Here is a 14,987-nt window from a genome sequence, read left to right on the forward strand (position 1 = left end):
GCTAGCCCCGCTTGATGCGCGGGTCGATCGCGGCTTGCGCGATGTCGACCAGCAGGTTGAGGAACACGAAAAACAGCGCCAGGATCAGGATCGTGCCTTGCAGCAGCGGCAGGTCGCGCTGGAAGATCGCCGAGTTGAGCAGGAAGCCCGAGCCCGGCCAGGAGAACACGGTCTCGATCAGGATCGAGCCGCCGAGCATGTAACCCAGCTGGAGCCCCATCACCGCGAGCGCAGTGGGCGCGGCGTTCTTGATGACATGGCGGAACACGCCGGTTTCACGCAGGCCCTTGGCCCGCAGCGCCTCGACGAAATCCTGGCTGAGGATGTCGCCGGTGAGCGCGCGCACCGTGCGGGTGACGATGCCCATCGGGATCACCGAGGTCGTGATCGCCGGCAGCACCAGATATTTCAGGTGCGCCCAGTCCCAGGCCCAGGAGTTGGAGCCGCTCGGCCCGGCGCCGACCGCGGGCAGCCAGTTCAGCTGCACCGAGAAGATGATGACGAGCAGCATGCCGAGCCAGTAGTGCGGCACGGACACGCCGGCGATGGCGAAGGAGGTCGCGACCTTGTCGATCCAGGTCTCGCGGAAATAGCCGGCGATCAGGCCGAACAGGATGCCCATGGTGAAGCCGATGATGGCGGCGGCAATCGCCAGCGTGACAGTGTTGCCGACCGCGCGCATGACCTCGGCCAGCACGGGACGCCCCGTGGCGATGGAATTGCCGAGATCGCCGTGCAGCGCGCGCAGCAGCCAAAGCCCGAACTGCACCGGCAGCGGCCGGTCGAAGCCGTAGGCGGCGCGCAGCTGCGCGGCGAGCTCCTGCGAGGCGTCGGCCGGCAGCACGGCCACGAGCGGATCGCCCGGCGTGATGTGCACGAGCAGAAAGCACACCAGCGCCACGCTGATGACGATCGGGACGACGTAGACGATGCGTCTGGCGATATAAGTGAGCACGTTGTTTCTTTTCTTTCCTTCTCCCCTTGTGGGAGAAGGTGGCGCGAAGCGCCGGATGAGGGGTTGTTTCCGCGGATGACATTGCAGCGATCGAGGGGTTCGCATCCGCGGAGAGAGACCCCTCACCCGGCTTCGCTAACGCGAAGCCACCCTCTCCCACATCCGCCTTCGCCAAGGCTTCGGCGGACAGGAGGGGAGAGGGTACACTGAGTACGCGCGAATTATTGCTTCACCGACACCGGCGAGAAGTCGATGAACCAGCTCTTCGGCTGCACCACGCCTGTCACCTTCGGGCTCATGGCGCGAGGACCGACGTCGTGGGCGACGTAGAGGAAGGCGGCGTCGTCGACGGAGGCCGCGTGCAGCTCGGCGAGCGCGGCGTCACGCGCGGCGGGATCGAAGGTCTGGCGCGCCTTCTTCACGAGGTCGTCGAACTTGGGGTTGTTGATGAAGCCCCAATTGTTCGAGACCGGCGGCGCCATGCCCGATTGCAGGAAGCGCACCAGCGCAAAGAACGGGTCCATCGCCGCATAGGTGACGTTGGTCGCGTTCGCGCCGTTGGCTGAGGGATCCTTGGCGCCGCGGCGCCAGTTGGTGAACAGCGTGTTCCATTCAATGACGTCGAGCTGCACGTCGAAATAGCATTCGGCCAGGGCCTGCTGGAGATATTCGTTCATCGGCAACGGCTGCATCTGTCCCGAGCCGGAGGCGGATGTCTGGGTCTTCACCGTCAGCTTCTTGTTCGGACCGAAGCCGGCCTCCTGCATCAGCTTTTGCGCAGCCGCCTTGTCATACTTGATCTCGAAGCTCGGCTTGCCGCGCCAGGGATGGCCGGGCTCGAAGGTGCCGGTCGCCGGCACCATCAGGCCGGCAAGCAGGCCATCCTTCAGGCCCTCGCGGTCGACACAGAGGTTCGCGGCCTTGCGCACGCGGATGTCGTTCCAGGGCGAGCCTTCGACGCGCGAGAACTGCCAGGGCCAGACATGCGGCTGCTCGTTGGCGTAGAGCTTGAAGCCGCGCTGCTTGAGCTCGGGCAGCGCATCCGGCGCCGGGGCCTCGACCCAATCGACCTGCCCGGACAGCAGCGCCGCGGTGCGCGCGTTGGCCTCCGGCATCGGCAAGAGCACCATCTTGTCAACCTTGGGCACACGGGCCTTGTCCCAGTAGTTCGCGTTCTTGACCAACTCGAGCCGTTCGCGCGGCGTGAAGCTCGCCATCTTCCACGGGCCGGTGCCCGAGGCGTCCCTGGCGAAGGCGGTCCAGGCAGCCTGCGACTTCGCCTTGGCGTCAGCGCCTTCGGCCTTGTCGTAGAAGGCCTGCCACTTCGTCGGGCTCGCCATGAACAAATTGGTGAGGTTGATCGGCAGGAAGCTGTCGGGCTCCTTGGTGGTGAGCTCGACCGTCATGTCGTCGATCTTCTTCGCCGACGCCAGCGTCGGCATGCGCGAGGCCGTGACGCCGACCTGGCTGGCGTCGAATTGCGGCGCGTCCTGCTTCAAGACCTTCTCGACATTCCACACCACGGCGTCCGCATTGAACGGCGAGCCGTCATGGAAGGTCACGCCGGAGCGCAGCTTGAAGATCCACTTGGTCTTGTCGGCGTCGTCGACCTTCCACTCGGTGGCAAGGCCCGGGATCACCACGCTCGCCTTGTCGGCCGAGGACAGATCCCAGCCGGTGAGCCCGTCATACATGGTGAGACCGGTGAAGCGATTGCCTTCAAAACCCTGGTCGGGCTGGCCCAGCGTGCGCGGAATATCGGCGGCGGTCATGCCGATGCGCAGCACAGTTTCGGCGCTGGCGACGCGCGGGAATGCGGCCGCCGTGCCGAGCGCCAACAGTGCGATCAGCGCGGCATGTTTCTTGTTCTTCTTGATAAGCATCGCCTCAATCCTTTTCCGGCTTCGATGACTATTTTTGATGCAATCGTATGCAATGGCTATGCCAAAGAGAAACTTATTCTGCCATTTGTCACTGCGACGACAAGTCCTTGTGGGGCGCGCGCGGGCGAACGCATCGCCCTGCCTATTCTGGCATCAAGATTGCAAGTTTGGTCCCGATGTCTCCTGGGAGCCTTGGGCCAATGCGTATTCGACTGTCGACCTGTCTCGCCGTGCTTGCGCTGGCGGCCTCCGCAATCTCGGCGCGCGCCGAAAGTGTCGTGCGCTACGGCATCTCGATGGCGGACATTCCGCTGACGACGGGCCAGCCCGATCGCGGCGCCGGCGCTTATCAGTTCACCGCCTACACGATCTACGATCCCTTGATCGCCTGGGAGATGGACGTCGCCGATCGCCCCGGCAAGCTGGTGCCGGGGCTCGCCACCGAATGGAAGGTCGACGATGCCGACAAGACCAAATGGCGCTTCACTCTGCGCAAGGGCGTGAAGTTTCACGACGGCAGCGAGTTCAACGCCGATGCGGTGATCTGGAATCTGGACAAGGTGCTCAGCGACAAGGCGCCGCAATTCGACAAGCGGCAGAGCGCGCAGGTGAAGACCCGCCTGCCCTCGGTCGCGAGCTACGCCAAGATCGACGACTTCACGGTAGAGATCACCACCAAGACGGTCGATTCCTTCTTTCCCTATCAGATGCTGTGGTTCCTGGTGTCGAGCCCGGCGCAATACGAAAAGCTCGGCAAGGACTGGGACAAGTTCGCCAGCCAGCCCTCGGGCACCGGTCCGTTCAAATTGACCAAACTGGTGCCGCGCGAGCTCGCGGAACTCACCAAGAACCCGGACTACTGGAACAAGAAGCGCATTCCCAAGGCCGACAAGATCGTGCTGGTGCCAATGCCGGAGGCGCTGACGCGCACCAACGCACTGCTTGCGGGGCAAGTCGACCTGATCGAAACGCCCGCGCCGGATGCCGTGCCGCAGCTGAAAGCCGCCGGCATGAAGCTCGTCGACAACATCACGCCGCATGTCTGGAATTATCATCTCAGCGTGCTGCCGGGCTCGCCCTGGACCGACATCCGCCTGCGCAAGGCGCTGAACCTCGCGATCGATCGCGAGGCGGTGGTCGGCCTGATGAACGGGCTGGCAAAGCCAGCCAAGGGACAGGTCGATCCGTCCAGCCCGTGGTTCGGCAAGCCGAGCTTCGAGCTGAAATATGATCTTGCCGCAGCCAAGAAGCTGGTCGAAGAGGCCGGTTACTCCAAGGCGAAGCCGCTGAAGACCACCTTCATCATCGCGCAGGGCGGCACCGGCCAGATGCTGTCGCTGCCGATGAACGAATTCCTGCAGCAGAGTTTCAAGGAGATCGGCATCGAGATCGACTTCAAGGTCGTCGAGCTCGAGACACTATATACACACTGGCGCAAGGGCGCGGCCGACGAGATGAACGCCGGCATCACCGCCAACAACATCGCCTATGTCACCTCGGATCCGCTCTACGCCATCGTCCGCTTCTTCCATTCCGGGCAGATCGCGCCGGTTGGCGTCAACTGGGGCGGCTACAAGAACCCTGAGGTCGATGCGTTGATCGACGAGGCCAAGCAGACCTTCGATTCCGCCAAACAGGACGCACTGCTGGCGCAGGCGCATGCGCTGATCGTGAACGATGCTGCGCTGGTCTGGGTGGTCCACGACACCAATCCGCACGCGCTCTCGCCGAAGATCAAGCAGTTCGTACAGGCGCAGCACTGGTTCCAGGATTTGACGACGATCGGGGTGGAGTGAGGGCACGGTCGCAGCGTCATACTGTCGTCCCGGCGAAGGCCGGGACCCATTGCCACCGAGTTGAGTTTGGCGACGATAGCCAACTCCGATCACACGCAAAAACTTCTGCTGCGGAGTATGGGTCCCGGCCCCCGTGCGCAATTGCGCACTAGGCCGGGACGACACTTTTGGTTTGGCTGCGGACTTCCGCAAAGTATTCAGCTGTCGTCCTGGCGAAAGCCAGGACCCATAGCCACCGAATTCAGTTTGGCGAAGATTGGTGGTTGGCAGCTCGGTGCCGCAACTGCTCCCTGGGGTAATGGGTCCTGGCTTTCGCCAGGACGACATCGTGTATGAGGCTCGGACGGAGCTAAGTCACACGCCCCACTACTTCGTCAGCAGCGCATAAGCCCCGGTCCATCCTTCCGGCGGCGGCGTGAGCTGGAAATCCCTGATCCGCGCTTCATAGAGCCTGAACAGCTTTTCCAGCGTGTCGGCGTCCTCGCTGCGGCGGCCGCGCTCGATGGCGTCCAGCGCGCCCTGCCAGTCGCGGCCACGATAGCAGCCGAGCATTTCGATGGTGATGTTGCGCAGGCGCTGGAAAGCGCCCGAATGCATCACGTCCTCGCGGCCGGCGATGGCGTAGATCACCTCCGGCTCGGTCTTGCCCTTGACCATGATGAAGTCGAGCTCGAGGATCGCGAACTTGTCCTTGGCGGCGACCGCGGTCCTGGAGCCGACGATGATCGGGAAGCCGTATTCCTTGGTCTGCCCTTCGAGGCGCGAGGCCAGGTTCACACTGTCGCCGAGCACCGAGTAGTTCTTCTTCAGGTCGGAGCCCATGTTGCCGACCACGCCGATGCCGGTGTTGAGACCGATGCCGACATTAAGCGGAATGTAGACGTGGCCGCCGTCGGCGGCTTCCTGCTCGCGCTCCTTGTTGACCGCGTCGATCTGCTCCAGCATCTGGATCGCGGCCTCGCAGGCGTTGACCTCGTGCTCGGCATCGTCGAGCGGCGCGTTCCAGAACGCCATGATGGCGTCGCCCATGTATTTGTCGATGTAGCCCTTGCGCTCGATGATGACGTCGGTCAGCGGCGTCAGGAAGCGGTTCATGAGCTCAATCAACCCTTGCGGATCGTCCTTGTAGCTCTCCGAGATCGTTGTGAAGCCGCGCACGTCGGAGAACATGATCGTCATCTCGCGCTCCTCGCCGCCGAGCACGAGTTTTTCCGGCGACTGCACGAGCTGCTCGACCAGCACCGGCGACATGTATTGCGCGAATTGCCCGCGGATCTGCACGCGCTGGCGCTGCTCGCGCACGAAGCTGGCAAAGATCAGCGTCAGGTAGACCGCGGTGGTCGACAGCAGCGGATAGGTGAAATCGATGAGGTAGCGGTACTGCGAGTAGAAGAACCAGGACACGCCGACCAGAATGGCAGCGAACATCGCGCCCGCAAGCACCAGGCGCACGGGGCCGAGGTTTGGCGTAAAGACGATGACGAGCAGGCCGATGACCAGCGCGGCGATCAGTTCGACGCCGAGCGCATAGTTCGGCTGGGAGATCACCGCGCCGCTCAGCACGCTCTCCAGCACCTGGGCATGGATCTCGACCCCCGGCATGGTCGAGGACACCGGTGTCGTCTTGATGTCGTTGAGCCCGCCTGCGGAGGTGCCGATCAGCACCAGCTTGCCGGCGATCTTGTTCGGCGGCACGCTGTTGTCGAGCACGTCGGCCGCGGAGACGTAGATCGAGGGATCCCGGCGGGCGTAATGCACCCAAAGCTGGCCGTTCTTGTCGGTCGGAATTTCTACGCCCTTGAGGCGGATCGCCCTGATACCGGTCTTGTCGGCGCGAACCAGCAACGTCGGCGTGCCCGTGACGACGCGCAGGACCTCGAGGCTGAGCGAGGGCATGATGTTGCCCTGGGCGCGCATGATCATCGGCACGCGGCGGATCAGACCGTCGCGCTCGGTCCTGATCGAGAACAGACCGCGGCCGGCGGCGACCTTCTCGATGATCGGCACGTTGCGCAACAAGCCCGGGAATTCGAACAGGAAGCGCTCGGCGCCCTCCTCGCCGACCGTCGCGACGCCGGTAAAGGGCAGCGACTGGTCGAGTTCGGACAACACGCCTGGAAGCCCGGTCTCGCCCAGCACCACGCGCGAGCGCTTGATCGCCTCGGCGAGGATCTGGTCGTTGGTCGGCAGCTCGCGCAGCTTGGCGCGGGTGACCTCGTCGAGATAGCGCATCTGGCTCGCGACCAGATCCGGATTGAGCCGGTCGGCTTCCGAGAACACCACGTCGAAGCCGATCGCCACCGCGCCGTTGTTGGTGAGGTTCTGGATCAGATCGGCGATTCGCGTCCGCGGCCACGGCCATTGGCCGAGCTTGCCGAGGCTCTTGTCGTCGATGTCGACGACAGTGACCGGCCGCACCGTCTTGTGGCGCGGATCGATCAGCTGGAACATGTCGAAGGTGCGCAGCCGCAATTCCTGGATCGGCGGCGGGTCCCAGAGACGGGCGCCGGCAAACAGGACCAGCAGCGCAAGGCACATCAGCCGCGCTAAGCCGAACTTGCGTGCAAACCACCGCCGCAGGATTTTTAGACGTTTCATGCCGGTTGGGCTTCCTGTCCCGCCTGCTGCCGCGCGCACCGATCATGGAGCGTCCGCGTGCGATTTGCTATGCCCTGGCAGCTGAGGATTATGGATTTTTTGCCGCGGTCAAGAAAGCCGCCGGCCCGTGGAGAGGCCGGGCGTTCATCAGGTGATGTGGAAGATGAAATCGCTGGCCTTGAGATTTGCCGCGATCACGTTCTTCAGCAGCAGCGACTCGTTCTCCGTGAACGGCGCGCCCTCAGGCTGTGTGACCTGCTGATGCCAAGTGATCAGCGTGTCGCCGGAGCCCTGCTGGACGATGGTGAGATTGCTAATGGAGTTGACGTCCGAGAATTGCCGCAGGTCGATCTTGTCCAGCCCCGTCGTGAAATCGGTGATGGTGTGCGAGAGGTCGGTGATGGGTTGCCCGTTCTGGTCGTACAGCACGCCCGGCGAGAACACGAACTGATCCTTGCCGGCGCCGCCGGTCAGCGTGTCGCCCGTGTCGGTCGCGAAGATGACGTCCTTGCCGTCGGTGCCTTCCAGAGTGACGCCTTGGCCGGTGTCCCCCGCCTCGTTGAAGATGAAGTGGGCGGTATCGAACAGGCCGGTGGTCTTGTCCGTCACCGTCAGCGTGATCTGATCTTTGTCCGGCGGCGTTTGGCCCGGATCATAGGTGACCCCATCCGCGAGGGCCAAGTTGATGTCGTCGAGAGAGCCGCACGCCGCCCCCGGGGCGACACTGCTGTCCGGATCATGTGCAGTTACGGCCGTGATCTTGAACTCATCCGTCGCAGCGCCGGGATCGGTGTCGATGACCGAGAGACCGGTTATGAAGTCGGTGTTGCTCTCGTTGGCGTGCCAGACGTAGAAGCTCGTGGTGTCGATGACCGGGCCGCTGGCGTCATCGGCGCCGGTCACGTCTACCGTGAGCGTTGCCGTGCCGGTGGCACCATGCGCGTCCGTGGTCTGGACCGTGAAAATATCCGCATAGGACCCGTCCGACAGCGCGTTGATGGCCGCTGCATTGGGAACGTAGCTGTAGCTGCCGTCCGGGTTGACCGTCAGCGAGCCGTACAGACCCGCAACCGTCGTCGTGGCATGGTGATCCGCGTTCAGGACGGCATAGGTCAGCGTCGCCGTCTCGCCGCTATCGGCGTCGGTGCCGGCCAGTTGACCGGTAAGATCGGAGAAGGTGTCGGCCCCGGCGGTGTCCGTGAGCGGGCCGATGTGGAGATCGGCAAGTGTCGGCGCATCGTTGCTGCCGGCGATGTTGATGGTGACGACGCCGCCCGTGCCAGCGCCCTCGGCATCCGACGGCACGATCGTGTATTGCAGCGACAGCGTCTGGCCGGCGGCGAGGAAGTCGAAGGCCTGACTGCCCGAATTGAAATTCCAGGAGAACTGGGCGTAGCTGGCCGTGCCGTCAAGGATGTCGCCGGACGGCACGGTGAGATAGTTCAAAAGGTCCGCATGCGACAGCCCGCCGACGTCGCCGGTTTGCGGCACGCCGTCAAGAGAGACCTGCACCTGGCTGACCGACAGCGTGACGTGATCGATCGCGTCGACGTCGGAGACCGTCAGCACGCCATGCGAAAGCTGGCCGGCATTGGTTTCCATCAGATCGGCGACGGCGCCGCCCGGGCCGGAGGTCCCACTGGCCCAGTCTGCAGTGCCCTCGATGGCGAGGCTGTGGGCGGAGTTGACCGTATTGGTGGCCGTGGTCCCGCTGCCGTCGCCCAGCTGATAATACGCGGCAAGATTCGCCTCGCTGCCGCTGAGGCCGGTGAAATCGATCGACTGGATCTGCGTCTGCGTGAGCGCAGTGGTCCAGACGCTGACATCGGCGATCGAGCCGAAGAAGCCTTCCGCTCCAAAGCCCGCCGCGCCTGGGGCGCTCGCGGCGCCGATCATCATGTAGGACGCCGACGGATTCGACGGACTGCCGTCGATCGGGTGGAAGCCCCATGACTGCGAATATTCGAGGTGTCCGTCCAGATAGAGCGTGAAGGTGTCGTTGTCGTGGGTCAGCGCGACGTTGTGCCACTGCGACGCGGTGAGCGCCATGCCGGTATCGGCGATCTGGACGCCGCCCGCGAGAATCTGCAGCTCCATAGTGCCATCGGCGTTGACGGTGCCAAGGAGACCGAAGCCGGTGGTCGAGGTGTTGCCGTTGTAGAACAGAATCTGGCCGTGATCGGGATTGGCGCCCCCGCTCCAGTTCACCCAGCCGTCCAGCGTGACGTCATCGGTGGCGACCGTCGGCACGTCGCCGACCGCGATGGTGTGGCCGTCGAAGTTCATGTAGTTCGATGTCACATAGGAGACAGCCGGCGCATCGTTGGTGCCGGTGATCGTGACGGTGACATCCTGCGAGACTTGCGCACCGTGATCGTCGGTAAAGGTAACGGTGTAGACCTGGGTGATGGTCTGCCCCTCCGCCAGCGACTGCAGCACGGGATCGCTATTGTCCAGCGTGAAGTGCCAACCCAGCGTCGCGCCGTTGCTGGTGTCGCTAGCGGATTCGGACACCGGATCGATCGTGAAGGTGCCGATGTTCGTGCTGCCGTCCTCGAAGCCCGGCAGAGCCGAACTGACGGACGACGACTTGAACGACCACTGCGCCGTATGGGTGTCGATCAGATCGACGTCCTGGATCGCCAGCGTGCCGCATGCCGACAGCGACGAGCCCTTGTCCTCGGTGACCGCGCCCGTCGCCGCGGCCGCATCGCTCGTGATGGTCGGCGCGTCGTTGACGCCGTTGATCGTGACGGTGACGTCCTGGCTGACGGTGCCGCCGTGGTGGTCATCGAACGTGACGGTGTAGACCTGGGTGATGGTCTGGCCCTGCGCGAGCGATTGCAGCATCGCGTCGTTGTTGTCGAGCGTGAAGTGCCAGCCCAGCGTAGCGGCATTGCTCGTATCGGCGCTGGATTCGAGCACCGCCGGATCGATCGTGAACGTGCCGATATTCGTGCTGTTGGCGTCGAACCCCGGCAGAGCCGAACTGACGGATGACGACTTGAACACCGCATGCGCGGTATGAGTGTCGATCAGGTCGAGGTCCTGGATCGCCAGCGTCCCGTCAATCGACAATGTCGGACCGGTGTCCTCGGCGACCTCGCCCGTTGCCGCCAAGGCATCGCTCGTGACGGTCGGCGCATCGTTGACGCCCGTGATGGTGACGGTGACATCCTGCGTGACCGTCGCATTGTGATTGTCAGTGAAGGTGACGGTGTAGACCTGGGTGATGGCCTGCCCTTCCGCCAGCGACTGCAGCATCACATTGCTGTTGTCGAGCGTGAAGTGCCAACCCAGCGTGGCGCCGTTGTTGGTGTCGGTGTTGGATTCGAGCACCGAAGGATCGATCGTGAAGGTGCCGATATTCGTAGCGCCCTCAACAAAGCCCGGCAGATGCGCGCTCGAGGACGACGACTTGAACACCGCCTGCGCCGTATGGGTGTCGATCAGGTCCAGATCCTGGATTGCCAGCGTGCCGTCGATCGACAGCGTCAGGCCCGTGTCCTCGATGACGTTGCCCGTCGCCGCCGCGGCGCTGCTGGTCACGGTCGGCGCATCGTTGGTCCCGGTAATGGTGACCGTGACGTCTTGGGTGACCGTTCCGCCGTGATGATCGTCGACGGTAACGGTGTAGACCTGCGTGATGGTCTGGCCTTCCGCCAGCGACTGCAGCACCGGATCGTTATCGTCGAGCGTGAAGGTCCAGCCCACCGACCCTCGCGTGCTGACGCCGGGGCTCTCGCTCACCGGCAGAAGCGCGAAAGTGCCGATATGCGAGCTGCCGTCGCTGAACCCCGGCAGATGTGCGCTCGACGTCGTCGACTTCAGGACGAAGCTCGCGCTGTGCGTATCCGTGAGATCAGGGTCGTTGAAGGTAATAGTACCCTCGGCCGTCAGGGTCGCCGCATCCTCCGTCACCGCGCCGGTCGAGATCGTGGAGTCTTCGACGATCGTCGGCACGTCGTTGGTGCCCTCGACGTTGACGTCCGCACCGTTGATGGACACGGTGATCGGCGTGCTGACCACACCGCCGTGCCCATCATCGACCTGCACCACATAGTTGAGGGTCAGCGTCTCGCCTTCGGCGAGGAAATCGAAGAGATGGTCGGGAACGCTGTAGGTCCAGGTGGCCGAGCCGTTGTTGCTGTTTCCCGCGCCCTGCACCACGGTCAGCGGCACCTCGACGGCGGCGATCGCGGCGCGTTGCTCCGGCGTCAGCGTCGCGGTGATATCGTTGCCTTCGGCATCAAGATATTTGAACGGCTGGGTCGACGAGAGCGCCGCGCTCACGATCGGCCGGTCCGTCAGATCGACGTCGGCGAAGGTGACAGTGCCCGTGATGGTGTCCAGAGCCTCGTTGCCGGTCCCGACCTTCTCGATGACGGTGCCACCCGATGTCGCGACGGTGGGCTTGTCGTTCGTTCCCGTGATCGTGATGGTGATCGGGATGAACTTGGACTCCGGGTTCACCGCGAAATTGGTATCGACGCGAACCATGTAGGTCAGCGTCAGCGTTTCGCCGGCTGCGAGGAAGTCGAAGACGTGATCGGGGACCGTGTAGGTCCAGAGCGCAGAGCCATTGTTGTTGTTGCCGGCGTCGGCAACGACGTTGATCTGGATCTGCGTCGCCGCGATGTCCTGCTTCTGCAGCGCGGAGAGCGAGCCGGTGACGTCCTGCTGGGCGGCGTTCTTGTAGACGTAGTTCGGCGCCTCGGCGAGGCTCACCGACACCGTCGGCAGGTCGCCGAGATTTTGATCGACGAAGGTGATCTGGCCGATGACCTTATCGGGCGTCGTATCGCCAGTCGTGTCTGCGCGCTCGGTGAACTCGAACGCCGTCTTCACATTGCCGCTGGAATCGAGGCTTTGCACCAGCGGCTGGCCGGGAACACGGGTGGCCGTGGGCGTGGAGGTGTGGGGGGCCTCCTGTCCCTGCGGATTGAGATTGACGAATGTCGCGACCGCGATGGCGCCCGACCCCGATTTGAACACCACGTCCTGGCTGATCGGCGTGATCGTGTCGGTGAAGTTCGTGGTCAGCTTGGTGTTGGTGTTGTTGTCGGTGAACTTCAGCGTGAACACGTCCGTGATCAGCTTCTGCACGTCCGGTGACATCAGCGCATTGCTGATCGAGACGTTGCCGCCGCTGATCTGGATCATCTGGCCGGCCTGGTTGACCGTCGCGATCGGCAGCAGCGTGACCTTGTCGAACAGGATGTAGGAGCCCGTGGTGCCGTTCGGCTCGACCAGCACCTGGAAGCTCGCCTGCGGCTGCGGATCGCCGCCGCCGGCGGGAACGACGAAATTGATCTGGGTCAGCACCGCGGTGCCGCGGATGCCCATGGTGGCGACTGGCGTGTCGATCTTCATGTCGCCATGCTTGGCGGTCTCGCCGGCGACGAAGGTGATGGTGCCCGCGACCAGGCTCAGCAGCGAGGAGTTGCTCGACCCGTTGGGGTCATAGACCATCTCGTTCAGCACCATCCGCGCATTGGAGGACAGGCCGAACACGGTGCCGTCGATGAAGGTGATGCCGAGCGTCGAATCGGCGCCCGTCGAGACCACGTCGCCCTTCTCGACATTGTCGCCGTTGTTCAGGATGACCGAAACGCCATTGCGGACCGCGGTCGCACTGCCGGAGAGTTTTGTGACGTGACCGATGATCTGGGCCGCGGCAGCGCCAGGCGCAGCCTGCGCATATTGGACATGGCCAGTGAGCGCATTGACGATGTCGCCGGTGAGGTGGGCGCCATCGGGCGAGGCGATCGCCGCGCGCTTGTCGCCCCTAAAATAATCGTGAACGACAAACTCATGACCCTCATGGGACAGCACGAGGTCGAGACCTGCGCGCTTGAACTCGCCGTTGAAGATCAGGTTGGGATCGGGAACAACGAACGCGCCATCGGGCACGTGACCATGCGCCTTGGCGATAAAGGGCTTGGCAGCAGAGAAATCGACATGGCCATCGGCGAGCGAACGGGAATCCTGGCCGTCCAAGGACATCGCGGCGTCAAATTTGCCAGCGTAATTCAATCGGGCACCGTAAAAAGGGTTAAAATCTAAGTAAGTATCGACCGCCTAAGCTTGCATAGCATTACCAAGTCCTTAGCGAAACCATCTATTGCTTGTGTGATTTCGCGTCACCGAGCCATCGCCGGCTGCATCGGACCAAGTCTCCATGGAGGAAGCAGGGCAATTCGAGAAATATTTCGAAGTATAATTTCGCTTGTTTGAGCCCATTTCCGGCACTCCCACGTATTCCATTGTATAGATCTGGCGACGAATACTTGTGTCATCTTTTGTTCGTGGTGCCCCGCAGCACACTGGGGCAAATACGGAACCAAATCTGTGACCCAACTAACAGAACCCGTGAAATATCGGGGTCGTTAGCCATGGGACGCGGAATCGGCTAGCGCACAACCAATACCTGCAATTGGCTCCATTTCGCGGCAGGCGGCGCTTCCCCTAGCCCCCGATTCGTAAAATTTTATGCAATTTGGGCAGGCTCGTTTCAGCCTGTTCCCCGGTTTCGGGACCCCTGCCGGGCGCGTTAAGCAGAACAAAACGGCCCATCTCGCACTATTTCCGCGAAAGCAACAAAGCCCGGCACGTCGAGATCGAGGGGATCTCGCGAAGCTTGGGAAGGGGATGTCAGATGGAGACCGCTGCTCGCTCGCGCGCTTGGCGCGCAATCCTTGTCTTGTGCGCATTGATCCTGCTCGGATCGGTCGCCGAGCTTCGCGCCGGCACGTTGCTGTCGCCGGGCGCTGGCGTCCTCGTGCGCAAATCCGCCGAGCCGTTCGGCGTGTTCGCCTTCGCCATCTCGTCGGGCAGCCTGCAACGGAAATGGCTCGCGCTGAAGGACAAGCTCGACGACGACATGGTGCAGCTCGCGCTGTGCGATGGCGACCGGGACCATTGTGCATCGCCTCCGGCCCTGAAGCTGCTCGCCATCGTCGACCAGGCCCGTGATCGCGACGGCCGCGCGCGGCTGGGCGAGGCCAACCGCGCCATCAACCTCGCCATCCGGGCCGCCAATGACGGCACCGACGACGTCTGGAGCTCGCCGCTTGCGACCTTCCAGCGCGGCGCCGGCGATTGCGAAGACTATGCCATTGCCAAGCTCGCCGCCCTGCGGCTCGCCGGCGTTGCCGCCGAAGACCTCCGCATCGTCGTGGTGCGCGACACCCACGCCGGCGAGGCGCATGCGGTGGCCGCCGCACGGCTCGACGGCCACTGGCTGATGCTCGACAACCGCCGCATGGCGATGGTCGAGGACGACGCGGCACCGATCTACCAGCCGCTGTTCGTGCTCTATCAGTCAGCCGTGATGAAATATGTCGACGAACCCGTGCGGTTCTCGATGGCCGCCACCGAGGCTCACTGATCCATCTCGTAGCCCGGATGGAGCGAAAGCGTAATCCGGGACCCCTGTGTCCGCAGAGCGAATCCCGGATTGCGCTGCGAGGTTGGGCAAGAATCCTAGCCGTTTGGGTGAACGAGTGTACGATTCGGTATGACGAATCGCATGTTCAAGACCGGGGTGAGCCGGGATCAGGTCAGCCTTCTGCCCGCGCGGGTGGAAGATTATGTGGGTCGAGAGAACCCGGTTCGGGCGATCGAGGCGTTTGTCGCAGCGCTGGACCTTGAGCGGCTTGGCTTCGGTCATGCCGGGTCGGGTGGCGGGGCGGGACAACCGCCTTACGATCCTGCCGATCTGCTGAAGCTCTATCTTTATGGCTACACCAACCG

At 63.3% G+C, this 14,987-nt stretch carries 7 protein-coding genes; 3 read left to right on the plus strand and 4 right to left on the minus strand.

The window, feature by feature from the left end; genetic code table 11:
• Nucleotide 1: 1 nt before the first annotated feature.
• Complete coding sequence (locus BLV07_RS24525) at nt 2–955, minus strand: ABC transporter permease (RefSeq protein ID WP_091890674.1); 954 nt, start codon at nt 953–955, stop codon at nt 2–4.
• Between the two features lie 221 nt (nt 956–1,176).
• A complete protein-coding gene (locus BLV07_RS24530) occupies nt 1,177–2,838 on the minus strand; it encodes an ABC transporter substrate-binding protein (RefSeq protein WP_091890677.1) in 1,662 nt (553 codons plus the stop codon).
• Between the two features lie 200 nt (nt 2,839–3,038).
• Between BLV07_RS24530 and BLV07_RS24535 the strand changes: the two genes are divergently transcribed.
• The gene (locus BLV07_RS24535) at nt 3,039–4,634 is read left to right on the plus strand and encodes an ABC transporter substrate-binding protein (RefSeq protein WP_091890680.1); all 1,596 of its coding nucleotides are present in this window, start codon (nt 3,039–3,041) and stop codon (nt 4,632–4,634) included.
• A gap of 366 nt (nt 4,635–5,000) precedes the next feature.
• On the opposite strand, the gene BLV07_RS24540 is transcribed toward BLV07_RS24535, so the two are convergent.
• Both BLV07_RS24540 and BLV07_RS24545 read right to left on the minus strand, forming a co-directional pair.
• Nucleotides 5,001–7,232: a CHASE2 domain-containing protein gene (locus tag BLV07_RS24540; RefSeq protein ID WP_091890683.1), complete on the minus strand. Its 2,232-nt coding sequence runs from the start codon at nt 7,230–7,232 to the stop codon at nt 5,001–5,003.
• A gap of 147 nt (nt 7,233–7,379) precedes the next feature.
• Entirely contained in the window at nt 7,380–13,268 is a 5,889-nt protein-coding gene (locus BLV07_RS24545; RefSeq protein ID WP_502690208.1) for a VCBS domain-containing protein, read from the minus strand.
• 622 nt (nt 13,269–13,890) lie between these two features.
• On the opposite strand from BLV07_RS24545, the gene BLV07_RS24550 reads away from it, so the two are divergent.
• Together BLV07_RS24550 and BLV07_RS24555 are read left to right on the plus strand one after the other, a co-directional pair.
• On the plus strand, nt 13,891–14,622 hold the full coding sequence (locus BLV07_RS24550) for a transglutaminase-like cysteine peptidase (RefSeq protein ID WP_091890686.1): 732 nt from the start codon (nt 13,891–13,893) through the stop codon (nt 14,620–14,622).
• 141 nt (nt 14,623–14,763) lie between these two features.
• A partial coding sequence (locus BLV07_RS24555; RefSeq protein ID WP_502690209.1) for a transposase occupies nt 14,764–14,987 on the plus strand: 224 nt, incomplete at its 3' end.

This window comes from Bradyrhizobium sp. Rc2d (assembly GCF_900099855.1).
Taxonomy (GTDB): Bacteria; Pseudomonadota; Alphaproteobacteria; order Rhizobiales; family Xanthobacteraceae; genus Bradyrhizobium.